General features: G+C 45.4%; 26 protein-coding genes. 3 read left to right on the forward strand and 23 right to left on the reverse strand.

The features are described 5' to 3' along the window. The 6 genes from GLV81_RS12120 to GLV81_RS12145 all read right to left on the reverse strand — a co-directional run bounded on the left by GLV81_RS12120 (window position 1) and on the right by GLV81_RS12145 (window position 6314). A complete protein-coding gene (locus GLV81_RS12120) occupies window positions 1-768 on the reverse strand; it encodes an ABC transporter permease subunit (RefSeq protein WP_157479099.1) in 768 nt (255 codons plus the stop codon). Then, window positions 765-1475, reverse strand: coding sequence for an ABC transporter ATP-binding protein (locus GLV81_RS12125; RefSeq protein WP_157479100.1), 711 nt, complete (start codon window positions 1473-1475; stop codon window positions 765-767). Before GLV81_RS12125 ends, GLV81_RS12120 begins: the two co-directional genes overlap by 4 nt. Continuing rightward, the gene (locus tag GLV81_RS12130; protein WP_157479101.1) at window positions 1472-2707 is read right to left on the reverse strand and encodes a nitrous oxide reductase family maturation protein NosD; all 1236 of its coding nucleotides are present in this window, start codon (window positions 2705-2707) and stop codon (window positions 1472-1474) included. Before GLV81_RS12130 ends, GLV81_RS12125 begins: the two co-directional genes overlap by 4 nt. Continuing rightward, a complete protein-coding gene (locus tag GLV81_RS12135) occupies window positions 2707-3720 on the reverse strand; it encodes a nitrous oxide reductase accessory protein NosL (protein ID WP_157479102.1) in 1014 nt (337 codons plus the stop codon). The genes GLV81_RS12130 and GLV81_RS12135 overlap by 1 nt, the downstream gene beginning before the upstream one ends. Before the next feature lie 81 nt (window positions 3721-3801). Next, window positions 3802-5796 (reverse strand): Sec-dependent nitrous-oxide reductase, encoded by a 1995-nt coding sequence (gene nosZ / locus GLV81_RS12140; protein ID WP_157479103.1) that lies wholly within the window; start codon window positions 5794-5796, stop codon window positions 3802-3804. Between the two features lie 26 nt (window positions 5797-5822). Next, the gene (locus tag GLV81_RS12145) at window positions 5823-6314 is read right to left on the reverse strand and encodes a c-type cytochrome (RefSeq protein WP_157479104.1); all 492 of its coding nucleotides are present in this window, start codon (window positions 6312-6314) and stop codon (window positions 5823-5825) included. A gap of 183 nt (window positions 6315-6497) precedes the next feature. On the opposite strand from GLV81_RS12145, the gene GLV81_RS12150 reads away from it, so the two are divergent. From GLV81_RS12150 to GLV81_RS12160, 3 genes are all read left to right on the forward strand, one after another. After that, entirely contained in the window at window positions 6498-7130 is a 633-nt protein-coding gene (locus GLV81_RS12150) for a Crp/Fnr family transcriptional regulator (protein ID WP_197428269.1), read from the forward strand. 104 nt (window positions 7131-7234) lie between these two features. Then, on the forward strand, window positions 7235-7612 hold the full coding sequence (locus GLV81_RS12155) for a BlaI/MecI/CopY family transcriptional regulator (RefSeq protein ID WP_197428270.1): 378 nt from the start codon (window positions 7235-7237) through the stop codon (window positions 7610-7612). 23 nt (window positions 7613-7635) lie between these two features. Then, a complete protein-coding gene (locus GLV81_RS12160; RefSeq protein ID WP_157479105.1) occupies window positions 7636-9345 on the forward strand; it encodes a M56 family metallopeptidase in 1710 nt (569 codons plus the stop codon). On the opposite strand, the gene GLV81_RS12165 is transcribed toward GLV81_RS12160, so the two are convergent. The 17 genes from GLV81_RS12165 to GLV81_RS12240 are packed head-to-tail and all read right to left on the reverse strand — an operon-like array spanning window position 9342 to window position 23794. Next, window positions 9342-9776, reverse strand: coding sequence for an MraY family glycosyltransferase (locus GLV81_RS12165; protein WP_157479106.1), 435 nt, complete (start codon window positions 9774-9776; stop codon window positions 9342-9344). The two genes, GLV81_RS12160 and GLV81_RS12165, sit on opposite strands and share 4 nt — an antisense overlap. Then, the gene (locus tag GLV81_RS12170) at window positions 9763-10323 is read right to left on the reverse strand and encodes an MraY family glycosyltransferase (protein WP_157479107.1); all 561 of its coding nucleotides are present in this window, start codon (window positions 10321-10323) and stop codon (window positions 9763-9765) included. Before GLV81_RS12170 ends, GLV81_RS12165 begins: the two co-directional genes overlap by 14 nt. A 23-nt stretch (window positions 10324-10346) precedes the next feature. Continuing rightward, complete coding sequence (locus GLV81_RS12175) at window positions 10347-11252, reverse strand: NAD-dependent epimerase/dehydratase family protein (protein ID WP_157479108.1); 906 nt, start codon at window positions 11250-11252, stop codon at window positions 10347-10349. Between the two features lie 12 nt (window positions 11253-11264). After that, on the reverse strand, window positions 11265-11726 hold the full coding sequence (locus GLV81_RS12180) for an acyltransferase (RefSeq protein WP_157479109.1): 462 nt from the start codon (window positions 11724-11726) through the stop codon (window positions 11265-11267). An 11-nt stretch (window positions 11727-11737) separates the two neighbouring features. Beyond that, on the reverse strand, window positions 11738-12250 hold the full coding sequence (locus tag GLV81_RS12185; RefSeq protein ID WP_246185972.1) for a glycosyltransferase family protein: 513 nt from the start codon (window positions 12248-12250) through the stop codon (window positions 11738-11740). Further along, on the reverse strand, window positions 12238-14169 hold the full coding sequence (locus GLV81_RS12190; protein ID WP_157479111.1) for a glycosyltransferase: 1932 nt from the start codon (window positions 14167-14169) through the stop codon (window positions 12238-12240). Before GLV81_RS12190 ends, GLV81_RS12185 begins: the two co-directional genes overlap by 13 nt. Before the next feature lie 16 nt (window positions 14170-14185). Next, the gene (locus tag GLV81_RS12195; protein WP_157479112.1) at window positions 14186-15067 is read right to left on the reverse strand and encodes an ATP-grasp fold amidoligase family protein; all 882 of its coding nucleotides are present in this window, start codon (window positions 15065-15067) and stop codon (window positions 14186-14188) included. Between the two features lie 10 nt (window positions 15068-15077). After that, complete coding sequence (locus GLV81_RS12200) at window positions 15078-16157, reverse strand: glycosyltransferase family 4 protein (RefSeq protein WP_197428271.1); 1080 nt, start codon at window positions 16155-16157, stop codon at window positions 15078-15080. 17 nt (window positions 16158-16174) lie between these two features. Then, on the reverse strand, window positions 16175-17260 hold the full coding sequence (locus tag GLV81_RS12205; RefSeq protein WP_157479113.1) for a glycosyltransferase: 1086 nt from the start codon (window positions 17258-17260) through the stop codon (window positions 16175-16177). 36 nt (window positions 17261-17296) lie between these two features. Beyond that, a complete protein-coding gene (locus GLV81_RS12210; RefSeq protein ID WP_157479114.1) occupies window positions 17297-18424 on the reverse strand; it encodes an N-acetyl sugar amidotransferase in 1128 nt (375 codons plus the stop codon). 1 nt (window position 18425) lies between these two features. After that, the gene (locus GLV81_RS19465) at window positions 18426-18686 is read right to left on the reverse strand and encodes a HisA/HisF-related TIM barrel protein (RefSeq protein ID WP_425500001.1); all 261 of its coding nucleotides are present in this window, start codon (window positions 18684-18686) and stop codon (window positions 18426-18428) included. A gap of 19 nt (window positions 18687-18705) precedes the next feature. Beyond that, on the reverse strand, window positions 18706-19188 hold the full coding sequence (locus tag GLV81_RS19470) for a HisA/HisF-related TIM barrel protein (RefSeq protein ID WP_197428273.1): 483 nt from the start codon (window positions 19186-19188) through the stop codon (window positions 18706-18708). 2 nt (window positions 19189-19190) lie between these two features. After that, the gene (gene hisH, locus GLV81_RS12220) at window positions 19191-19805 is read right to left on the reverse strand and encodes an imidazole glycerol phosphate synthase subunit HisH (protein ID WP_197428274.1); all 615 of its coding nucleotides are present in this window, start codon (window positions 19803-19805) and stop codon (window positions 19191-19193) included. After that, on the reverse strand, window positions 19802-20278 hold the full coding sequence (locus GLV81_RS12225; RefSeq protein WP_197428275.1) for a glycosyltransferase: 477 nt from the start codon (window positions 20276-20278) through the stop codon (window positions 19802-19804). The genes hisH and GLV81_RS12225 overlap by 4 nt, the downstream gene beginning before the upstream one ends. Then, window positions 20227-20871, reverse strand: coding sequence for a glycosyltransferase (locus GLV81_RS12230; protein WP_157479117.1), 645 nt, complete (start codon window positions 20869-20871; stop codon window positions 20227-20229). The genes GLV81_RS12225 and GLV81_RS12230 overlap by 52 nt, the downstream gene beginning before the upstream one ends. Beyond that, window positions 20871-22517: a hypothetical protein gene (locus GLV81_RS12235; protein ID WP_157479118.1), complete on the reverse strand. Its 1647-nt coding sequence runs from the start codon at window positions 22515-22517 to the stop codon at window positions 20871-20873. The genes GLV81_RS12230 and GLV81_RS12235 overlap by 1 nt, the downstream gene beginning before the upstream one ends. A 32-nt stretch (window positions 22518-22549) precedes the next feature. Then, window positions 22550-23794 (reverse strand): O-antigen ligase family protein, encoded by a 1245-nt coding sequence (locus GLV81_RS12240; RefSeq protein ID WP_197428276.1) that lies wholly within the window; start codon window positions 23792-23794, stop codon window positions 22550-22552. Between the last annotated feature and the right edge of the window lie 24 nt (window positions 23795-23818).

Below are 23818 nucleotides of genomic sequence, written 5' to 3' on the forward strand. Positions count from 1 at the left end.
TCAAAGATCTTTGCGTTTGAAAATGCGTAACGAAATCCAGAAAGGAACCAGTGCCCAGGCAAGGAGCAATCCAAAGGACAACAGCACTCCCCAGCCACTGCCAAAATAGTTTTTGAAAATAGCGCCTGTGTAGCCCATCATGGCCGAAGCATCAATCTGCATCAGGTTGAGAATGCGGGCCAAATCCAACGGACTGGTGGCACTCAACAATACCATAGGTTTTTCAATTGGATAATCAGCAAACTGAAACATCAGGAATAGCACCAGTCCATCGAACAATAAAGCGAAGTACAACCACAGCAAAATAGATACTCCTACACCTTTGGCTTTATCGCGACTCATGATGGCAGCCAAAAATGCAAGGGCTACAAAAATGGCTGACAGCAAACAACCCGTTGCAAACAGAATGACAGCCTGATGAAAATCGGCATATAAAAAAAGTGGTAAGCCAACGGCCAAGGCGAATGCGATGATGAAACTGATGGATAACCCGCCAAACAAACTCAACCAAATTTGCGGCCGCTTAACAGGCTGGCTCAGCAACAACTCAATAAACTCAGCACTGTTGTAAATGTAAATGGTAGAAAACAACACAGACACCAATGGCACTACCAGCAACACAATATTGAGCAAGGTGAGTACACCTTTACTGCCGGTGTCTTCCATATTAAAAACCGTCCACGACAACACGGCCATGAGCACAGCGTATGCAATCACAATGCGGTTGCGTAAAATATCTGTCAATACAAATCGTATAATCTTCTTCATGATGCCTGCTCCCGTAAAATGTGAGAAATCGCTTTGGCAATACTGTCTTTCCCCGTATCCGCTTTCAGTGCTGCATTCGACTTGTGAAATGCCACCGATCCATCTTGCATAAATACCACTTCTGATACAATGTCTTCCAACTCACTCAGCAAATGCGACGTAATCATCACCAGCTTTTTGCGTTGCATTTCGGCCATGATTTTTTCTTTCAAAATTTCTGCAGCCAATGGATCAAGCCCAGCTGTTGGCTCATCTAAAATGAGAATACCCGGATTGAACATGAATGCCAATACTGCACTTACTTTTTGGCGTGTACCACCACTCAGCGTATTCATGCGTTTGCTCAATAGTTGGCTCATTTGATAGGCGTCATACAAGTCTGTATCCACCGCTTTATCTGCCCCCCGCAGGGTTTGAATGGTTTCAATTACCTGACCCACATTCATGTTTTCGGGGTAGCGGCCAATCTGTGGCATATATCCAATATTGGAGCGGTACAAATAATCGCCGGAGATGTCTTTCTCATTCACCAATATGCGGCCACTATCCGGAATTACCATGTTGAGTATGGATTTGATGAGAGTGGTTTTACCACATCCATTGGGCCCAATAAGTGCAATACACTCGCCGCTGTTACAAGTCAAATCGACCTGTTGCAACACCTGCAGTTTTCCAAATTTTTTGCTTACAGCTTCTACACGTATCATAATGGCAGCGGTTTCATTCTCGGACTTTTATCTATAAACTGTTCGGGGGTAAGGCTGGGAAAAATCTTTTCTGAACGATCGAGCAGGCTTACCAGAAAACTGCGAAACAACAGCATGGCCGAAGGATTTTTTTCGACCACTACACTAAACATGCTCAATGGCCGGAAAGGCACATCGGCAAATCCATTTCTATCTATGTCGTAACCTTCACATTTATCCCAATAGTTGCTGGCAACTGTGTTGAGCACCACATCGCCATTGGTGCCCATATCGAATGTGTTGGCAATAAAATTATTATCTGTAATGAGGTTGTCCATACAACTGGCTTGCACTTGCATGGCCCAACCGTTTTGCACAAAGGCATTTCGTTCCATCTTTATCCGGCTGGTACCTTCCATCCAAATACCGGAAGTATTTTGCCGAAACTGATTGCCCGAAATATAACTATCGGAGATTTCTTTGAGTAGCAATCCATACGCCGCATCGCCCCAGTTTTGCTCAAAGTTGTTGTTCATCATGGTTACCTGCTTGCTGTACATGACCGCTACGCCGGCACCATTGTTTTTAAATGTGTTGGTGAAATAACTGTCGTTGTTGGAAAACATAAAATGCAAACCATAGCGAATGTTTCCTGTAGAGATATTGCGCCAGATAACAGAACCTGTCACAAACTCAAAGTAGATACCATCGCGGTGACCGGTAATATTGTTGTGAATGATTTGCAGACTATCACTTTTCCAGCAATGAATGCCGTTGCCGATTTGTTGTTCTTCCTTACCAAAGGCCACAAGCGTATTGTTTTTTACAATGCAATGCTTGCTATACTGCACATACACACCAAAGAAATTATCGTACAGTACATTCCCTTCAATCACCACATAATTGGCTTCCAGAATTTTGATACCGCCCGGATCATCAAGCGAGGCATGACCAGAGTGCTGTACCCGAAAACCCTTTACAATAGTGCTATCAGCCGTAATCGTCAACACCTCGTATTTATGCTGACCATCTAATTCAGGAAAATTTTCGCCCAGTAACACCAGGCGTTTGTTGACTACAATATTGCCCTCTTTGTACAAACCTGCAGCTACCAAAATGGTATCACCTGCACGGCTTTGTTTAATAGCCGCTTTGATGCTGTTGATGGCATGCTGCTTCCCCACCCTGATGGTGGCAGCCAGCAACGGGCATGTCAGCAAAACACTCAATACTATGCAGCCAATTTTTTTCATTACTCACTTTTACTCACACTATCCCAAATGGTAACGGCCGCCTGCAATTTTGTGGCGATGGCTCCTGCCGCTTCTTTACTGGTAAAGGCCGCTGTATTGCCCCGCATAGGACTGTTGAAAGATTCATCCTGAATGTAGTAGGCCGTTTTAGCATCAATGAGTTGCTGTGGGCCATCAAAATTGCTCACCCACAAGCCTGAAAAAGTAACATCGTTATGCTCCCGCAAATACGCAGTCATACAGGTAATGTCATCAAACTTATATACCCTGCCCTTAGTAGTTTTTACTTCTGCTGCAAAGCGAGAATCAGTAATCGTCATTTTGCAATGGCTGCAATTGTCGCGGTTGTAGGCAATGGCTTCGGGCTCGTTGCTGCTGCAGCTTTGCAACAACAGCAACAACACGGTTGCACCTGCTATTTTTTTATTGAAAAAACGATTGAATACTCCCGCTTCTTTTAGCACAGCTACCAAGAGCAATGCACCGGCTGTAATAAACAACCAACCACCGGTATCAGGAATAGAAAAAGCACCGAAGTTGAGCAGCTGCTTAAAGCCAATCAACGGTGGCTGATATGCCATGCCCGGCACTATGATGGCTGCATTCGGATCGAGGTTGTGACCATAGTCGTATTCCCAGCGCCAAAAATCTATCATGGCCACTACACCAAAAATTACAAAGGCAAAAAATACCATTTGTAACAACTTGCGTTTGCCCATAGCTGCTGCTAACAATGCAGCTATTGCAAAGGCAGCAATGATGTAAGGCAATACGGTAAACTCTACAAAATTTTCAGCATGCAAGGTTTGCATGCCTATGTAATGGTTAAGGCCATTGATAATGGCTACATCGCCACCCAGTTTATGCGGAAAAATTTGCAATGCCAAGCCTTCGGGGTATTGTGGTGCATCGAGTTCGATGCGCCACATGGGCACAAACAAAGAAATGACCAACGCTATTCCTGCCAAAGCACTTAATACTCTCGACAACGGACTAATACCAGTCTTTTTCATATCACATTTTTTAAAAATAAAGGGAACAGGCACAGTTGATAAATGCCTGTTCCCTTTTAAAAAATCAACGCACTTATCAGGTTACTTCTTCGTTTCGGCAGGCTTGTTGGTGCCTACGCTATACGTAAGCGGCACATTGCTTCCTGCTGGTGAAACCCTTATGTAGCCTTGCATTTCCTGGTGCAATGCACTACAGAAATCGGTACAGTACATGGGGAACATCCCTACTCTGTCTGGCACCCATTTCAGTGTAGTTGTTTCGCCCGGCATAATCAGCAATTCTGCATTGGCGGCGCCTTTTACAGCAAAGCCGTGTGGCACATCCCAGTCTTGCTCCAGGTTGGTTACGTGGAAATACACTTCATCACCCAATCGTACACCTTCAATATTATCTGGTGCAAAATGTGACCGGATAGAAGTCATGTACACATGTACTTTATTGCCTTCCCGTACTACTTTGGCTTCTGCTTCGCCTTTTGCTGCGTACGGGTGTTTGTTATCTGCTATTTTGTAAATTTTCAACTGCCCGTTGTTTTTAATCACATCTGCTGGTGCAGCTTGTGCATAGTGCGGTTCACCTATGGTGGGGAAGTCTAGAATCATTTGCATTTTTTCACCACTGATATCGTACAACTGTGCACTTTGGGCCAGCTCAGGACCTGTAGGCAAATAGCGGTCTTTGGTGATTTTATTATACGCAATCAGGTATTTGGGAGAAGGCTTGCGGGTGTTGCCACCGGGGATGCACAAGTGACCAACAGAATAGTAAGTAGGCACACGGTCTACCACTTTCAGGTCCTTGATGTTCCACTTCACTACTTCAGAAGAAACGAAGAAAGAAGTGTAAGCGTTGCCTTTGCCATCAAATTCGGTATGCAAAGGTCCGAGGCCCGGCTTCTGCACTTCGCCATGCAATGCTGCTTCATACTTCACAACAGGAATGCCTTCGTATTCGCCATCATAGGCTTTGTCGGCAATGGCTTTTTGCAACTTATCGAAACTGAATACAGGAATCAACGCTGCCAGTTTACCGCTACCTACAATGTATTCGCCTGTGGGGTCTACATCGCAACCGTGTGGCGACTTAGGACAGGGAATGAAATAGCAGATGTCTTTCAACTCGGCTACGTCCAATACTGTTACTTCAGTTTTAATTTCTGAAGTAGCTGTATGTGTGGCTTCGTTCCATTTGTTGTGGGCATACTTCACTTTTACTTTTTTGCCTTTACCAGCTTTCAGGTACTCTTCGGCTTTCTTCCAGTTTACGGCCAAAATGAAATCTTTATCCCGCTGCGAAGCATTTACTTCCAGCAAAGTGTTGGCTTGCTCTGTGTTGTAGCAGCTGAAGAAAAACCAACCGTGAGATTTGGCTTTACCGGCACGGGCCAGGTCAAAGTTTACACCGGGTGTTTTCAGCTGAAAAGCGATGTCCATTTCGCCATTCTCTTTGTTTACACTTACAAAGCTGATGTGGCCTTTAAAGTTTTGCTTGTAACTATTGATGGGCACATCACCATTTACATCATCAGGTGGTACGCTAAAGCGGGTACCAGCCACAATGTATTCAGAGTTTTCGGTACCAAAAGGTGAGCTGTGGTTGCCGCCGCTGTTGGGCAGTTCAATAATCTCAGCGGTCTTAAAAGTTTTCAAATCAATACGGGCCAGTCGTGGCGTGTTGTTGGCATTACCAAACACCCACTTGCCATCAATTTCACCATTGGTTTGGCTCATTTCTACGTGGTGCAAATCATCCCAAGGCACAAATCCGTGAGAAGTGTTGAGCATGGGCTTGGTTTCTTCGCTGTAGCCCCAACCCTTTTCGGGGTCAACTGAAAATACAGGAATCACCCGCATAAGCCTGCCGCTGGGCAAACCGTACACACTCATTTGGCCGCTAAAGCCACCCGAAACGAAATTGTAAAACTCATCGTGCTTACCCGGCGCTACATAAGCTTTTGCAGCGGCATCGCCACCTACGGCACTGCCTGCATTTTTGGGTTTACATGCCTGAAAACCCAGCGCCAGCATTGCTGTTGCCAGCAACGGGAGTTTGAAATACTTGGTTGTTGTTTCCATATTGGAGGGGGATTAAAGTCGTTCGCTTATTTGGCACCATCGTTTTGGCGCATGAATTCCAGAATCTGCTTTGCATCATCTTCGGTAAGGTTCTGATTGGGCATACGAACCAGGCAGAGTTCCAGTTGAGCCTGCACTTCAGGGTCTTTATCAATCATCGGATCGGGATTGGTAATGAAGTTGAGAATCCAGTAAGGAGCTTTGCGGGTAGTAACACCTTTCCAGCCTGGTCCTACCAGTTTTTCATCGGTAGTTTTGTGGCAAGACAAACATTTGGTGTCCGCAATCGCTTTGCCTTTGGTAGCCAATGCAGCATCCAACGCACCCAGCTTCGTGTTTTCTTCACTAAACTTTCCTTCACCACGTTTGGGGTCGTAAGCAGAGGCGTCGGCAACCATACTTTTGGGTGCAGCAGTTTCGCCGGTAGTAGTTGCAGCAGGCTCGCTACTGCCACCGCCACATGCCACCAGCAATACAACAGCAGCGGCTGCGGCAAATAGTACAAATGATTTTTTCATGTAGATTTCGTTTTGTGTTTTCAAAAGTAGAATGGGCATTTCCGGGCCATTATGATTGCAATCATAATGGCACACTTATCTCAAAGGCAGCTACCAATCAGCTGAAAAGGCCACTCCAAAATCCGGCACACTTTCATACTCCGGATTTGCTCACCTTTGTTATTCAGCAACGCATAGCGTCCTATGTTTTTTCTTCAATCGGCAGCAGCGGGCAATGGGCCCATACTAAGTGTAGAAATGCTCCTGAGTTATGGTGCTGCCTACAAACAGGTGAAAAAAGGCGAAGTCATTTTTCGGGAAGGACAGCAGGCCAATTTCTTTTATGTAATAGAAACCGGTAAGGTGAAAATGTACAACGACACCGAAGGCGGTAAGGAATTTATTCAAGGCTTTTTTGCGTCTGGCGAAAGCTTTGGAGAGCCGCCGGTGATGGCAGGCAAAAGTTATCCTGCATCGGCCATGGCCATGGAAAATGCCACGCTGCTGCGGTTGTCGAAAGACAATTTCATTATGCTGCTCAAAGAAAATCCGGAAGTGCACATCAGCTTTACGCAGCTGCTGGCCAACCGCCTGATGGCCAAGTCGAACAACATGAAAGACCTGACCAGCTATGGCCCCGAGCACCGCATACTCAGCCTGCTGAAACAATACAAAAAACATTGTGGCTGCCCCGAGCAGGAGCAAATGCAGGTAAACCTTACCCGGCAAGAAATAGCCGATATGACCGGCCTGCGGGTAGAAACCGTCATCCGCACCATGAAGGCCATGGAAGAAAAAGGCGAACTCACCATTGCCAATCGAAAAGTGCTTATTTAAATCAGTATTGCCGCCATTCATCCGGCACAAAAGCCTTTAACCATTTATTTACGAAGCTTGTCGTATAATTGTACTTTCTTTCATTTTCAGAAGTATCATTACTTATGGCAAAGCAACTGAGCAATAAACCCACAGAAAGCGAACTGGAGATTTTGCAAGTGCTGTGGCAGCGGGGCAACGCCACCGTACGTGAAGTGCACGAAGAGCTGGCTGCCGTAAAAGATGCCGGCTATACCACCACCCTGAAGCTGTTGCAGATTATGCACGACAAAGGCCTGGTATCCCGCGACGACAGCAGTAAAACGCACATATACCAACCCAACGTGAGCAAGGAAAAAACGCAGCAGCAAATAGTGGGTAAAATGATGAATACCTTGTTTGAAGGCTCGGCCAGCCAACTGGTAATGAGGGCACTGGGCACAGCCAAACCCTCTAAAGAAGAACTGGACGAAATACAACGCCTGCTGGACAGCATGAAGTAACCACCTGTAACGAACGCACCACTATGCTCACCAACCAAATCAATACTTATTTGTACGCCATTGGCAACGGTATGCTGCACAGCATTTGGATAGCTGCTTTGCTGCTGCTGGCTTATTTGGGCATTACCCGCATTTGGAAACTATCAGCAAGCAGCAAATTCACATTGGCGGTTGTGGCGAATGGTATTGTATTGCTGTCGTTTTTCATAGCCATTACGGCCAATGCTCAGCATGCATGGACATTGCCTATGGCTGCACAAACATGGCTGCAAACTGCACTCCAAATTGTACGCATACAACTCATACCCATATTGGCCGCAGCCTATTGTATAGTAAGTGTGGGCATGCTATTGCGCCTGGCTATGGGCTGGCACAACATCAGCAATATGCGCCAGCACAACTTGCAAAAACCTGCAGTAGACATCCGTCTTTTTGTACAAGAAAAAGCACAATGGCTGCACATACAACAACCAGTAAAAGTGTGGTTAAGCAACCACATTAGCAGTCCCATGACCGTTGGCTTTTTAAAGCCGGTTATTTTGCTACCGGTAGCCATTGTAAACCAACTTACACCAGCACAAGTAGAAGCTATTTTGATACATGAACTGGCACATATCAAGCGGTACGATTACCTCATCAATATTGGGTTGCAAATAGCCGACAGCTTCTTATTCTTCAATCCATTTGCCAAACAATTGTTGAAGATTGCGTATGCAGAAAGAGAATACAGCTGCGATGATTGGGTACTGCAATTCAACTACGATAAACAGCTGTATGCACAAGCATTGCTCAACATAGGCAAAGCCAGTTTGCAACCTGCCATGGCCATGGGATTGGCCAATAAAAAACATGGCTCTTTGTATCAACGCATTTGCCGCTTGGCAGGTATACAAACAGTGGGTGGACTTGCCTACAGCCAATACATTGGCCGCAGTATTTCATTGCTATTGGTAATCGCTATCGTCAGCATTGCAACGATTGAAAACAGGCAAGTGGCCAAGAGTAACAGTGAGCAATTGGCTCAACACAAAGAAGCTGTTGTTGAACTGAAGTATGTACAAATGGCGTTTGACTGGATGTTTGGCAACAAAGCGGCACAACTGAAAAACACAGCAGCTAAACCTTTATCCGAATACACTGCCATTGAAGAAGCACCTGCAACATTTACAGCGATTGCCGACACGCCTGAAGAACCAGCAACTATTCCCATGTTTGCCGTGGCCAATAATAATCATGAAGCAATTGTAGCAGACCTTTTACCCGATTTGCCAGCTGATGTAGCGCATGCCAACCAACAGGTGGCAGAGCTGGAAGCGCTGGGAGCGGAATTAGCTCACAGAGAAGCCATGCTGCAACACGAAATGGCCAGAAAAGAGGCATTGCAGCAACAAGCCAAGGCTGCACAGCAAGAACTGGCACAGTTGTACAAATGGAAACAGTGGTTGAAAACAGTACTGCTCGAAAACAAACACTCTATTGAAGCGTTGGAACAAGCCAAGATATTAGAACAACATCTTGCAGCTGCTACATTGAAGAATGCGACTTATCCTTCCATTAAGCAACAAGAAGCATATACGGTTTTTGAAACTCCTGAGGTATCTGTAACATTTGATGCAAACGAAGACCTCATCATCGCTCCAAAGAAAACTTTGATTAAGCCTGCAGCACCAGTTTTGAAGATGGATAGCATGCAACACAAGCCAGCTAAAACCAAAAGGATTATTGCCCTTTAAGCCCCAATTTGTTGCCTGCGAATGATGCTGAACTTTACGAATGTGTGTACGGCACCCAGCAGCAGCATAGATGCGATAGCAAACCAGCATTGGGTAGTTGCATCTCCATTTTTCCATACAAAATAAATACCGGCATTCAGCAGCAATTGAATGCTCATATACAGCGCTGAAACTGCCACATGCGGCCATTGGGCTTCATTGGCCAGGTATTGAAATAAATGCTGCCGGTGAGCTTCAAAAATATTTTCCCGCTTCATCAATCGGTGTACGATGGTTAGTACGGTGTCTACACCATACACTCCAAACAGCAAAATGAACAAGGGATTGCCTGTAGTAAAAATGAGCAGCATCACCGGAAAAATAAGAGAGAAAGCCATGCTGACACTGCCCACATCGCCAGCAAAGCACAATGCTTTTTTACGAAAGTTCATGTATGCAAATACCAATGCTCCTGTAAGTAAAGCATACAGGTATTGTACATCTATAAACGAAACCTCCTGATGTAAGAAAATAAGGGTCAGCAACATGATGATAGCATACCCGCTTGGTGATACCATTGATACCATCCATGAAATTATAGGCATTGATTACCCCAATACTTAGCACAAAAAGGATGGGCAACAACCAATATGGCAAACTCATTTCATTCACCTGAAACAACAGCAACGATACAGCAGCAAAATGCACGGCCAGCCTGAGTTTGCGGGATTGATGTTTTAAATCATCGGCAAAACTGATGACAGCAATCAAGGTGAGGCCTGCAATAAAATACAAGTACGGGAAACCATGAACAATTGAATACAACAACAAACTGACAGGAAAAATAACACCACCACCCCGTACCGTAATACGTGTATGGCTGCTACGCTGGTTGGGTTTGTCAATAATGTTGAGTTTATCAGCCATACGCAGATAGGCAACAGCCACCAGGCAAAGCACCAATAACAACAACAGGTTTTCTATCAGCAATTCATTCATGCAATCAATTTTTCAGAACCGGTTTATACAAGTGTCGATTCCAGCACCGGCTTAGGCATCCAGCCAAATGCGGCCTTTGCTTTAGCATCGTTAAAGGTGAGTGTGGCTGTTATTTTGCGCAATTTATCGCAGTTAATAGGTGCCCGGCTTCCTAGAAAATTTCCCGCAAATGCTGCAGGCAATGCCACCCACGAAGGAAGATTGCCCGGAGGATTGCAATGCAGTTGCTTAGCGATAACTGTAGCGAGTTCTGCAAAGCTGGGATGATAGCCATCGGTAAGATTATACACACCACCAACAGCTGCAATCTTAGGGATCCAGTTGGCCACATCTTCAGCGAGTACAACACTTTTGCGGGCTTTGCCTTCAGCAATATTAAAGTAACGACCGGTACGAATGCCATTGACCATAGCACCCAAATTACCGGGAGCTTGTTGACCCGCTACCAATGGCAACCGCAGTATACTCAATCGAATATTGTGTTGGCCACACCATTGCTGCAACCATTGCTCTGCCTGTATTTTACTCAACGCATATGGCGTTTTACCTTGCAATGGATGATCTTCATTAATGTCTGCTCCCTCATCTTTTCCGTAAACGGCAACTGTGCTTATAAAAACAAATTGCTCAGGCAAAGCAGCAGCATGTTCCAATGCACTACAAAGCCTTTTCGTCCCCTCAAAGTTGACATCGAAAAAAGCTTGAGCTTCTGCATCGGTTGAAGGCACCATATGGGCCTTGCCCATGGCATGTATTACCAAATTAGCATTGATGTTGTTAAGGTCGGGTACATCAACAGCCAGGTCACATTGTATGGAGTTGGAACTATGCCGGCCAACGGTTGATACATACCAGTTTTGCTGCGTAAATGCATCAACGATATACTTGCCTAAAAATCCGGATGCGCCGGTGATTAAAACATTTTTCATACCGGTGGCAATTTATAAAGGACGAAGCAAAACAGCCGGATTACCGGCATATACACCCGGTTCAGTAATGTCTTTTGTAACCACACTGCCTGCTCCAATAACGGTGTGGCTGCAAATACGCACTGGCAGTATGGTAGCATTACTGCCAATGCTTACATGATCTTCAATCATGGTGGTTTTCCATTTCGATTGATCGCCACCTGCAGGTTTTCCGTCAGCAAACAAATCATTTACAAACATCACGCCGTGGCCAATGAAACAATGATGCCCGATAGTAACCCCTTCGCATATAAAACTGTGGCTTTGCACTTTGCAATGCATGCCCACCACCACGCCACGTTGTACTTCAGTAAAGGGTCCGATAAAACTGTGACTACCAATCACACATTCATACAAATTCACAGGAGCAATGATGGTTACATTTTCCCCTAGTTGAACATCTCTTACTCCAGATTGATGCATGGTATAAGCCATAGTACAAACATTTACATTGAAGAATGCTTTACCGTTTCCTCTACATTCAAACACTGCTTCATTTTGCGAACAAACAACTCAGCACCTGCCTCTCTGCTAAAATTACTGCGTATGCGAATGGCATTGTTTTTATAAAACTGGTACAAGTCCTGATTGTATTTCAACTGCTGAATAAAATCACAAATAGCCGATACTTCGTCGTTGTCGAATGCCTTACCTACCTGATATGAATCGAGCAATTCGCCGCCTTCGCTTTTTGGAGTAAGCACTGTTGGAATACCAACGCCTATATATTCGCTAACCCTTACCGGAATGGACCTTGCACTGATTTCATCATCGGTTCTGAAAGACAAACCCACATGGCAAGTCCGTATCACTTTAGCCAATTCTTCATTGTTGAGCCGCCCCCTGAATTCCAGATTTTCTACTTCTGACTTTTTAATGACCAGCTCCTTCGAACCAGAACCAATGGCAATACAATGAAAGGTCTCTCCTCTTTTATTCAGCTCTTTTACAACTTCCACCAGTAGCTCTGGATTCTGAAATTGTCCAATGTTGCCATGGAAAGCCAACGTGAATTTTTCTTTTTATCAGCAGTTGGTATAAAAAGCTTGCCATTGAACCCATTCTTGATTAACTGCACATCAGCTTTCTTTCCGGTATTCTGAATATAGCCAACTAACAAAGGCGTAACCGTACTCGTAAACAAAGAGTTGTTATAACAATATTTACTTATCCTAAACAACAACTTAAACACCAATCCGTTTCTGCTGATAAATCCTGAATTGGCATATACCAATGGGTAAATATCCCGTACATCAAATACATACGGTTTTCTTGAAACGAAACACCCGAGAGCCACCAGGCAGGATACAATAAACGGCGGACTGGAAATGACTACTACCTGACGAGGTGCAAACAGTACTTTAATAAATAGTTCTGTACCCAGTAAGACTTCTTGCACAAAACGTACATAGGGTTTTGTACGGTTATCCGGCGTACTGAAAAAGTTGGGCAATACACCAGCCTGTCCTTTTGAACCTTTGTCTGTATGCACGGTGATAATGAACTTACCCGATTGTTGAAGTGCATCAACCCAAGGCCGCATACGCAGCGAGGTAGCATGGCTGGATGGCGTATACCAGTCCACCACAAATTTTATGCGCTGTTGCAAACCTTTACGCTGCTGTTCTTCTCCCAGTCTTTTAGCTGCCTTCTTAGCCCATGATAGCTTGTACGCTTCTTTGATGGCTTGCAGCATATCATCGGCACACTTATCTCTGCTAAAAACACCTGTAGCTAACGCTCTTGCATTGCTGGCGTCTACACTGCGGCGGTTATCATCTGATAAATAAACCTCGATGGCGGCCATCATATCAGCCGGCTCATCAGGCCGAACGGTAATGCCTGCATGGTGTTCTGCCAGCATGTCCTTTATCCAACCTTGTGTGGTTTGTACGATGGGTACACCCGCAGCAAATGCATCAAACATTTTATTGGGTGACACCGTGTTGAGCACAGGCACGTTTTTAAAACACACTATAGAGCACACTGCATGAGTAAGCAGTGGCGCAACTTGTGTTTTTGGTATTAGCCCTAAAAATTCTACATGATGGAGTTGATGTTCTTGCTTGTACGCTTCCATCATGCTTCGCTCTATACCATCACCAATGATTAAGAACATTACATCAGGATGCTTTTTTGTATCGAGCAACCGGGCTGCTTCCATTATTTGCATGCAGTGGTCCATCACCCCCAGTGAACCAGCATACACTACTAATTTTTTTCCGCGGTAAGCTGCCGGCATTGGCGCATTGGCAAATGGTGCAAAAAACTGGGTATCGCAGGCATTGGGCACCACCACAATATTTTTGTAATGAAACCGGTTGTAGATATCCGCCTTCATGCCTTCGGAACAGGCTACAATGAGATGCGCATTTTTATAACACAAATGCTCAAACCAATACGACAGCTTGATAAGCAATTTATTCTTCAACACACCAAGTTGCACCGAACCTTCGGGCCACATATCCCGTACTTCAAAAACGAATTTTTTGCGCCGGATTTTTTTGGCCACCAAACCCAAAAAACCAACGGTAATAGGGCCTGAAGATGCTACTGCTACATCGTACCGCAACCGAAATACATAGTATACCGCCAGCACGATGTATTGCAAAAACCGAAAAATACGCTTTAGCGTACTGTCCTTATTGGACTGTGGCACATTGAGCACAATGACATCGATACCATCAATGGCAAAATGCTGACGCCAACCTTTAAATGCTTCAATATCGCTTTTATCGTAAGGCGATGTAATAACGGTTACTTCATGCCCTTCATCTACCCAGCGGCGACACATCTCATACACACGTGTACTCCACCCACCTTTTGTGGTGCCGAAGTATTGGTAGAAATAGATGATTCGCAATTTTTCTGAATGCATAAACAGGAGCTGGAATTTACAATGAAGGAAGCTGAAGTAATTCGCCTACTTTATAATCATCTGCATTATTTAAGAACGGACCATGGGCGCCTTCCGGGAACATGGTGATTTCGCCAAAGAAAATGCGATCGTCGTGCAAATACAAATCCACCCTGGCGAATAAAAAATCCTTACTAAGTTTTCTAACCACTTCCAGCATTTCGTTGAGCTGTGCTGGCTTGGGTACCTCTTCTTTGGCAATGGCATAACAAATGCTGAAATCGAGTTTCTGCCAGTTGATATCGTAGTACGCCCTTTCATGTTTGGTAAAACGGCCAATGTCAATTTGCACAAAAGCTGGCTCACCATTGAAGCAGAAAAACTTATAATCTTCAATATTGTACCGCAGAAAAGACTCACACAAAATAGCTGGCGGAATGTTTTTATACTGATACTCCCGGCTCAGATAAAAGGCATTATAACCCAACCAACGATTGAACTTTTTTCTCGTTAGTGCAATATCTAACGTTTGCTTATTGGTGCATACCACATTCCAGCCAGAACCGTGGTTTGTTTTCAATACAAACTTTTCTGGCAATTGCTCAAAGGGGATTTCTGTAGCCGTGTTGTACACGCCCAACACGGGTATCAGGTATTGTTCACCTATTTTTTCTTTTACATATTCCCGCACTGCTACCTTATCCGCCACCAATGTGCCCAAAGGGTTTTGATGATGCATTTTCAGGTAATTGAGCTTCTCATTGAAAGAACGTGGATGCTCTAAATTCATGTCGTAAAATGGAGCATTAAATCTTCTAAAAGTGAGGTATGTGGTAAGAATATGGAAATGCTTATCCGGCAGTAGTATGAATACATACCGGCAAAGCAAATAGTAAATATGACGTAAGAAATCTTTCATGTGCTTGAACTTATTTTCCCGAATACTGATCAATCAATTGATGATACTTATCCGCAATCTTTTTCATATTCACTTCGTAATTGGCATACGATTCAATAAAAGCACGGTTATCATTCACTGCCTTTGATAATACTTCGGGTTGATGATAGAGTGTGCTGATTTTATTTGCCAATGAAGCACTGTCGTTTACAGGAATCAATTGTCCGTTATCACCATTGCGAACCCAATACCTGTTGCCAGGCAAATCTGTTACCAATGGATAACAACCAGCAGCCATGGCTTCAAACAAGGATGCACTCACCCCTTCTGTCATGGGCATGCTTACATAAAAGGTGCTGCTGGCCAAATACAAAGGCAAATCATGATTGTGAATGCGGCCCAGAAATTTCACTTCCTGCTGTAATCCCAATGCAGTTACATACGCTTCCAATTCCTGTCGCATTACACCATCACCAACAATGAGCCATTCCAGTGCTATCCCTGCTTTTTTGATGGTTGCTGCTGCATCAAAAATCACTTTGTGGCAATACACCCATGTAAGGCTTCGGGTAACAATTACCCGCACGGGCTGCTGTTGTTTTTGTGCGATTGTGGTGAACTGAAACTTACGTAAATCAATGCCCTTCGGCATCACCATTACTTTTTGCATATCTGTGCCCACACGTTGCATGTGCTCTGCCATTACAGGTCCCCAGGCATGCAGCACATCGGCATTGGTAAATGCTTTTCGTTGCAAACGCTTTTTAAGGGGAATGAGGATAGAACCTACAGGAAACAAATCGGTAACGCCTTGTTGTGCCACGGCTACGGGATGCACACCACTTACAGCTGCTAAATACCCGTAACTGGTAGTGCGTTCGGCAATGACCATGTCTGGTTTTTCTTGCTTTATTTTTTTACGCACCTGCAAAGGACCAATAAACAGGAACTCTAAAAACCGAAAGATTTTTTTCCAGCCGCCGCCTTCTCCTTTCAATTCATAACTCACAATATCAAAATCGCCAAACTCTTTCAGGCCATTGATCCACGTTTGTGCATCAGCCCGATAGACTTCTCCCAAAAACAATATTTTCCTTTTGTTAATTGCCATAGGTGTGTAATTGGGTGTCAGGTTTTCAAAATGTGTTTGTACGTGTTCATCACCGCATATATCGCCGATTCTTCTGAGAAAAACTGCTGCACAAACTGTTGCAACCGTTTTGCTTTTACAGCGGCTGCTTCGGGGTGCATCAATACATGCCCGATAGCATTGGCCAATGCCGTGCTATCCGACGAAGGCACCAGCCAGCCATTTTCCTGATTTACTACCGCAGAAGCCTGACCAACATCGGTACATACTACAGCGCATCCTGCCAATCCGTATTCAATCAATGTAAGTGGCAGTCCTTCGCTGGCAGAACTCAACACCGCCACATCTGCAATTTGATAGAATGCAAAAGGATTGGGCTGAGATCCCATCAATAAAACGGTTTCTGTTAGGCCAGCTGTATCAATAGCCGCCTGCAGTTGTTGTTGGTATTGCGCATCATTGGTGCCGCCAATACAATATACCAGAAGGTTGGGTATTTCGGCACTCAATTGCTGAATGGCCCCAATCAAATTCAAATGATCTTTTTGTGGCCTGAGATTGGCACTCATCACAATCAATTTCCTACCCTCTGGTTTGCTCACTTTTTCTGTTGCTGTTACATCCAGCTTTACAGAAAAATTGTAGAGCAACTGAATTTTGTGCCGCGGCACACGCAAATGCTTCCGGTTGTTTTCCACCAGTTGTTGCGAAACACAAAACACATGATCGAACAACGAAGAAAAAATTTTGTACGGATAATGTCGTTTGCCATCGGCACGTATCGGCAATCCATAGTGGTCGTGCCAAACCAGCATAAAACTGGAGAAAGGTTCAAGAATAGCCGGATAGAGAAACGAAGTAGAATGGGCATGCACAATATCTACTGCATTACGTATAAAATAACTGCGCAACCGAAACAGTGCCTTGATGTCAAATGCGCCTTTTTTTTGCAACACAAACAGTTTTACCGCAGGGTCTACTCTTGCCTCCAGCGCCCCGGTATGACGGGTAACAACCAGATGAGAAGTTACACCTTCTATTCTGCTCAGCGCATTGGCCATATTGACTGCCACTACTTCGGCGCCACCGGTATCTAAACTATCAATGATTTGTGCTACAACCATGCGTTGAAAAAAGGGCAATTTGGTTGCAATATTACGCTAATTGGGCAACCAGCCTTTGGCTCTTAATACATTGAGCTTTTGCCGGAACCATTGCTCCAATTGGTAATGGTTGGGATAATCCAAAATCGACTTGACCGGGGCGGCCATCATGGCATCGAATTGCGCCTCAGTAATGCCCAGTTTTTTAATCACAAACAGCCGGTCGCGGTGGTTTTGCAGCTCCGGTTGCTGCGGTTGCTGCAACGTGGCCAACGCCTCTTCCCTGCTCACTTCACCCGTACTCATCATGAGGCAGCTGAGGTGAGCTTTTCGCTTATCAATCCCAAACTTTTTGGGCAAGATGTACGACTGAAAAAAACGAGTATAAATCGATTCGTGATGCTTGCCTTCGTAGGGCCGGTAGCCCAGTTTTTCCTGAATAATGGCCATCGCCTCGTCTTTGCGAAAGGGCACATAATTGAGGATGCCCACATTTTTAATGCCTAGCACCAGGTTGTAATACAAAAAACGAGCTACGGATAAATGCGGCAAATGCCGGATGGACTTACTGCCAAATTGCTGTTGCACCGAATGAATGTATTTCCAATCGAGATGGCCCCTTGCCCAACTGGGGGGCAACATGCCCTCGCTGCGAAAATTCATGCCGGATAAAATGTACCTGACGCCAAACTTGGCTGCCACTTTGTATAGGGTGGCAAAAATGATGTGGTCGGTTGGAATTTCGGCATCGGGCGTTGAGGCTTGCAAAAACGACCATTGCAAATCACGAAAGGTTTCCCAATCGAGCACTTCTGTGTACAGGTCTATTTGCAAATGTTGCAGCAGTCGTTCAATGTTTTTTACGGCCAGCTCACTGTTCCAGCCATTGTCGAGATGCACTGCCAAAGGCCGCAGCCCCAGTTCTTTTACCAACCAGGCCACGTAGGTGCTATCCACGCCACCACTCACCCCAATGATGCAATCGTATTGTTTTCCCTTGCCCGCATTTTTAATGGATGAGACAAGCTTCTCCAATTGTTGTTTGGCCAGCTCCGGTTCGGGCACCCGTATTTTTAGTTTTTGTGTAAATGCATGGTAGTAATTGCATACGCCATCCGCATCGAACCGGATATCCGGATCGGCGATGTTGTCCATTACTGTTTTGCTGCAAATTTGGTAGGCCATGCTATTGGTCAAATGTACGGCGTAGCGTGGCTGCATCGGGATAGTTGATGAGCACGGCTTTGTGCGGCCCGTAGTAAATAAACATAGAACCTGCGGCAAATGCCTGCATGCCCGACTGCACAGCCAATTGCTGCATGTGCTGCAAGCTGCCAGCACCGCCACAAGCAATTACAGGAATGCTGACTGATGATGCCAATTGTTGCATTATTTCCACAGGATAACCTTGCATCATGCCATCGGTACCAATGCTGTGGAGCAGCAATTCTCCGGCGCCTTGGGCTTCACATTGTTGGCAAAAGTCTAGCGGATGTATGCCCGTAGCCCGTTGGCCATTGTGGCTTGTACACCTGCCATTTGCCCCAAATATTTTTCCTGAAATCAACTGAAGCAATCACCGTAGAAGCACCAAAGCGTTTTGCAATTTGAGATAGCAGTTCTGGATGTGTAAACAGGGCCGCATTCAACACCACTTTTTCTACGCCCAACCGCAATAGCTGCGCTACATCTTCCACCGAAGTAATGCCGCCACCATAGGTTAATGGCATGAAGGCTTCGCTGGCCAATTGTTCTATCAACTCAAACTGAATTCTTTTTTTAGCTGTGGCTTCAATATCGAGCACCACCAGTTCGTCTACTTCTTTATCGTTGAATAATCGGACGGCATTCACTACATCGCCCACATAGCGTGGCTGCTTGAATCGAATGGTTTTTACCATCCCCATTTTACCCAACAATAGTACCGGTATTACTCTTGTTTGCAGCATGCTTACAGGTTGATGAAGTTTTGATACACCTGCATCCCAAAACGATGACTCTTTTCGGGATGACATTGAAAACCCATGAGGTGATGCTGCGCTACAACGCTGGTAAAATCAGCTCCATAATGTGTGATGCCCGCTACAAACGGCGCATTTGTTTGTTGCACAGCATACGAGTGTACAAAGTAAAATCGATTGTCTTCTGCGGACAGATTATTGAACAATGAAAAGCCGGGTTGTGCAAATTGAATATGATTCCAACCCATGTGCGGCACCCGCATTTTTTTATCACTGAATTGAAATTTTGTAACCACGGTATCAAACCAACCCAATCCTTGCAGCTGGCCTTCCTCGCTGCCGGCACACATGAGCTGCATGCCGAGGCAAACGCCCAGCACAGGCTTGCGATGCTCTATAGCAAATGTCTGCAATGGTGCCAGTAAATCTCGCTGCCGCAATTGCTTCATGGCTGTATCGTAAGCACCAACGCCGGGCAAAATCAACTTGTCACAAGCTTGCATTGCTGCAGCGTCACTCACCAGCATACAACTACCCTGCAAGTATTCAATCATGTTGACGATTGAACCAATATTGCCCATATCGTAGTTTACAATGCCAATCATGAAACAGTGCGTTGTTGTGTTAGTTGCGCATACAAATTGTTGAGCTGATGGCCAATGAAAGCATGCGTTACCGGTGCTATACATTGCCGGCCATTGCTGCGTTCATTGGCTTGCAAGATAGTCGCTATGGCAGCTACAAAATCTTTTACATCGAAGCCTTTGATAGCAACACTATGCGTTACGCCTGCCAGCCTTTCTTCCGCATCGCCTACGGCTGAAGCTACTACCGGGCAGTTGCAAGCCAGTGCTTCTTTCAACGAATTATTCGACCCTTCGTGCAAAGAAGGCAGCAGCAATGCATGTGCCGCATTGTAATACAACCGCAGCTGCTGATGAGGTACCTGTTGCACCCTTACCATTTCAACAGTTGGAAATTGTTGTTGCACTGCTTGCATTACTTCTTCAGCAAATGGCGCATTCTTTACCCGGTTGCCATTGTCGAAAAACAGGATGTATTGTTTTGCTTCATCCAAACCCAACAGGCGTTTGGCTTCCTGCATAGGCATGGGGAAAACAAACTGTCATCAATACCTTCGGGGATGACATGCGTTTTATTGTACAAAGCCGGCGATAAACGGCTCTTCATTTTTGCCGACATCAATACCACTGCGTTAGCCCGAATGGCCGCCAACCGGCTGGTCCATTGCAGCAGCCAGCCTTTCCAAGATGATTTGCCTGCTGTATTGTAAGTGCCCATCAAATCGCTGCCCAACAATGACAAAACATAGGGTGTTTTGCCCGTGGCCTTGCTCATCATCCACGCAGCTGGACCACCCCAAAATTGGTGTACGATATCAATGTTTTGTTGTTGTATAAATTGTTGCAATGCATTGGCCTGCTTTTTCAGCAGCCAGATATTTTGGCGTTGTACAATATGCCGTATTTCTATATGGCTATTATTGCCCAAAGCATGCTGCAAAGCCGCAATCGTCTGCAGGTTATTGACAAATTCCAGCCGGTCAAACACATGCGTTTGCCCCAGCAAATCTTTGCCAGGCAACTGTCTATCTGCCGGCAGTTCGTTGGGGGCATATACTTTTCCGGTGAGTAATATGAGTACCTGCATTAGCGAAACACTTTTGCAATGGTACGCAAATGCCAGGCGGCTTCTTCACTCGTTTGCCAAATTTGCTGCACAGCAGTATCAGGCATAAAACAGAGTGCTGATGGCAAATCGATTTTCAGTGTATTGGTGGCGCTGTTGTTTCCATTACGAAGCGCATTGATTTGCCGCAACGCATTTTTCAACCAAACCGGACCACTCCTGAATTGCTCCTGCATCCACTTTTGCGCAGCAAATCCAACACTGCCCAACCGATAGCCATTGGCATCGGGTATGGTTTGTAAGGATGCATCCAACTCCTGCATAAATGCATGGTAGAAACGGTATCGCTTTTTATACTCATCGGGCACTTGCATGGCCATTTGCACAAATGCAGGATGATAAAACGGCGTGGTGCTCCACATAAATAACCGGTTGCGGTCTTCGCCTTCAAAGTAGGCCCGGCGGGCCCTTTCGCTCAGTACAAAATGTATGCTGCGGTCGTTCATGCTGTGCTCGGGATACGCCGCCACGCATTCATACACCGACTGTGCCAATTCATCGCGGTGAAGCCCGGCCGCCTTTGCCGCCAACGCCGCTGGCACAATGGCATGTCGTACCAATAGCTTTTCCACTAAATCATCCAACGATGTCGGAGCTGTTGGTTCGCCGAGGTAAGGCAACATTTTATCGCCGCCATCACCCGTAAGCATGATGTGTTGCGGATAGGCCGCAGCAACCTGTTCGAGATACGGTTTGATGAACGCCATGCCAGCGTAATTGAAACCCGCTTTGGCATGTATCAGCCAATCATCTTCGGTGGTGGGAGCTACTGTAAATGCCTGCCACGGTACACGGTACTGTGCAGCCAACTGCTCCGCTATCATGGCATCTGCAAAACCTTGACCCATAGTAAAAGAAGATGCAGACAAATCTGGCGTTGCTTTTACAAAACCCGCCAGCACGGCCCTTGCATCTTGCCCACCCGACAGCGACACATGCCAGTGTGGATGATTAGCCGCCATCTGTTGGCATACGGACCAAAATTGCTCCGCCAATTCTTTGGCCTGTATCAGTATGGGTGCAGTATTACGAGGGCTGAAATCGGCCACGGTTTGGTTCAATACCTGATGCAGACCTGTTTGTTTATTGATCAGCCAAATACTTCCGGGCGGCACTACATCCAATTCTTTGTACATAGTGGTGCTGCCCAATGCATAGCCAGCCCATAAGGTTTGTGCAATGCCAATCGGATTCGGCGTCAGCAACACTTGTTGGCGAAGTGCCTGCAGGTTTCTGCCCATGAGCAACCGGCCATTTTGCCGGCAGGCATACACCGGTAATCTTCCCTGTTGATCATTGAAAAACAGAACGGATTCGGGAGTTTCTATCCAGCAAGCGAACTCGCCGCAAGCTTGTTGAAGCGCAGCCATCTCGGAAAGCAATGAGTTTGCATCTGCTAACGCCAATGTATGCGCTAATTTTTCCAGCAACTGTTTTCTTGTTTCATTGGTTTGGCAGCTAAAGCCCATCCAATGAATAGTAAAAGATGCTGATTGAGGAAAAATATAAGTGCTGTAGTAAATGCTGGCTACTGTTGTAAGCCCGATGCCATCAGGTTGTTCAGCAGCAATGCTGGCTTCCAACAAAACAAATCCGGGTGCAGCCATTTTGCATACAGTTTTCAGCACAATTAAAAGGGCTATGCCTCTTGCGTTTCAGGAGCTGCTGTCAAAGAATTGGCAAGCCCCTTATTAGCCCTGAGGTGCAGCGGTTTTAAATGTTTTTGTTTGCGTTGCTTTCCAACCAATGGGCGCCAATCGAAATCGGTGGGAACATATTGAATAAAGGCAAACGCAAATAGCAGCGGCGTAATCATGGTGCGCATGGCACTGTGAAAAGTAGACGCCAGTCCGATAATGAGAAAGAGTAGCATGATTGATCGCCGGTAATTATTGGGCTCATGCCACACTTTATAGAAAGGATAAATAAAAATCATTACCACCAATGCAAGACCCAGCGAACCATGCTCTGCCAGCAAACGGGAAAATTCCAGATGCGGGTTCAGCCCCTCGCCAGCACCATAATTCACACGTTCTATTTTGGAATATCCTACCCCCACGCCAAGTGCGGGATAATCTAAGAACATTCGCAAATCAGAAATCATGATTTTATACCTGCCGGATGAGAGCTGGTCGATATCCGCCGTTTTATTAAATCCGGTTTGCAGACTTCGTTCCGTTCTTCCCTGATATCGATACAACAAATAGTTTTCTGTGTAAATATTGATGGCGATAAAACTGGCGGCCACTACACTAAAAGTGAGGATGATACTGGTGGGCGAAAATGAACGCAACCGAATTTCACTATCCTGCCAGGCAGCCTTTGCTTTTGGAAAAATCATGAGCAAGAAAATGGCCACAACAGCCGTCACCATCCCTCCTCTTGAAAACGTAAGCAACCCCCGAACCGTTAACAATGCCATTACCGATACATCTAAAAAACGGTACTTGAAAATTTGTTGCTTGGTGATGTACATCAGCGCAATGAGGGCGATACCCAAACCAAAGAGTGTTGACACCTGGTTGGTAAAACCACCACCTGCAGCTTCGTTGTTTGCCGTAAGACCGTAGTCGATTTTTTCAATTTGTGCCGCATTGAAATAGGCATAAAATGCCAGCGATATAATCGGAAACAGGATGACTGCTGCCAGCTCTTTAAAATCTTTGAAGGTGAGAATTTGGCGGCTACAGAATATTACCCCCAAAAACAAAGCCAATGGTCCAAAATAGTTTAGGATAATAGGCTTTACGTTTTCGTAGGGTGCCAATACCAATGCTGGTGCCGACAACAGCAGCATACCCACGCCATAAAGCGACACCCGTTTGATGGGGCCACCTAGCGCAAGTCCAAATGCAAACAGCACCACACCCAAATACTTACCCATTTGGTCGGGGATGTAGGGGTATGC

It is taken from the genome of Phnomibacter ginsenosidimutans, assembly GCF_009740285.1.
Lineage (GTDB): Bacteria > Bacteroidota > Bacteroidia > Chitinophagales > Chitinophagaceae > Phnomibacter > Phnomibacter ginsenosidimutans.

Excerpts from the sequence above, each read along its gene's own strand:
- GLV81_RS12150 (WP_197428269.1), top strand. The coding sequence starts at position 6,498 with ATGTTTTTTCTTCAATCGGCAGCAGCGGGCAATGGGCCCATACTAAGT.
- nosZ (WP_157479103.1), bottom strand. The coding sequence starts at position 5,796 with ATGGAAACAACAACCAAGTATTTCAAACTCCCGTTGCTGGCAACAGCA.
- GLV81_RS12170 (WP_157479107.1), bottom strand. The coding sequence starts at position 10,323 with ATGAATGAATTGCTGATAGAAAACCTGTTGTTGTTATTGGTGCTTTGC.
- GLV81_RS12180 (WP_157479109.1), bottom strand. The coding sequence starts at position 11,726 with ATGGCTTATACCATGCATCAATCTGGAGTAAGAGATGTTCAACTAGGG.
- GLV81_RS12200 (WP_197428271.1), bottom strand. The coding sequence starts at position 16,157 with ATGGCAATTAACAAAAGGAAAATATTGTTTTTGGGAGAAGTCTATCGG.
- GLV81_RS12195 (WP_157479112.1), bottom strand. The coding sequence starts at position 15,067 with ATGAAAGATTTCTTACGTCATATTTACTATTTGCTTTGCCGGTATGTA.
- GLV81_RS12165 (WP_157479106.1), bottom strand. The coding sequence starts at position 9,776 with ATGAACTTTCGTAAAAAAGCATTGTGCTTTGCTGGCGATGTGGGCAGT.
- GLV81_RS12190 (WP_157479111.1), bottom strand. The coding sequence starts at position 14,169 with ATGCATTCAGAAAAATTGCGAATCATCTATTTCTACCAATACTTCGGC.
- GLV81_RS12125 (WP_157479100.1), bottom strand. The coding sequence starts at position 1,475 with ATGATACGTGTAGAAGCTGTAAGCAAAAAATTTGGAAAACTGCAGGTG.
- GLV81_RS12240 (WP_197428276.1), bottom strand. The coding sequence starts at position 23,794 with ATGGGTAAGTATTTGGGTGTGGTGCTGTTTGCATTTGGACTTGCGCTA.
- GLV81_RS12135 (WP_157479102.1), bottom strand. The coding sequence starts at position 3,720 with ATGAAAAAGACTGGTATTAGTCCGTTGTCGAGAGTATTAAGTGCTTTG.
- GLV81_RS12130 (WP_157479101.1), bottom strand. The coding sequence starts at position 2,707 with ATGAAAAAAATTGGCTGCATAGTATTGAGTGTTTTGCTGACATGCCCG.
- GLV81_RS12230 (WP_157479117.1), bottom strand. The coding sequence starts at position 20,871 with ATGCAGGTACTCATATTACTCACCGGAAAAGTATATGCCCCCAACGAA.
- GLV81_RS12120 (WP_157479099.1), bottom strand. The coding sequence starts at position 768 with ATGAAGAAGATTATACGATTTGTATTGACAGATATTTTACGCAACCGC.
- GLV81_RS12235 (WP_157479118.1), bottom strand. The coding sequence starts at position 22,517 with ATGGCTGCACCCGGATTTGTTTTGTTGGAAGCCAGCATTGCTGCTGAA.
- GLV81_RS12155 (WP_197428270.1), top strand. The coding sequence starts at position 7,235 with ATGGCAAAGCAACTGAGCAATAAACCCACAGAAAGCGAACTGGAGATT.
- GLV81_RS19470 (WP_197428273.1), bottom strand. The coding sequence starts at position 19,188 with ATGCTGCAAACAAGAGTAATACCGGTACTATTGTTGGGTAAAATGGGG.
- GLV81_RS12210 (WP_157479114.1), bottom strand. The coding sequence starts at position 18,424 with ATGGCCTACCAAATTTGCAGCAAAACAGTAATGGACAACATCGCCGAT.
- hisH (WP_197428274.1), bottom strand. The coding sequence starts at position 19,805 with ATGATTGGCATTGTAAACTACGATATGGGCAATATTGGTTCAATCGTC.
- GLV81_RS12175 (WP_157479108.1), bottom strand. The coding sequence starts at position 11,252 with ATGAAAAATGTTTTAATCACCGGCGCATCCGGATTTTTAGGCAAGTAT.
- GLV81_RS12205 (WP_157479113.1), bottom strand. The coding sequence starts at position 17,260 with ATGGTTGTAGCACAAATCATTGATAGTTTAGATACCGGTGGCGCCGAA.
- GLV81_RS12160 (WP_157479105.1), top strand. The coding sequence starts at position 7,636 with ATGCTCACCAACCAAATCAATACTTATTTGTACGCCATTGGCAACGGT.
- GLV81_RS12145 (WP_157479104.1), bottom strand. The coding sequence starts at position 6,314 with ATGAAAAAATCATTTGTACTATTTGCCGCAGCCGCTGCTGTTGTATTG.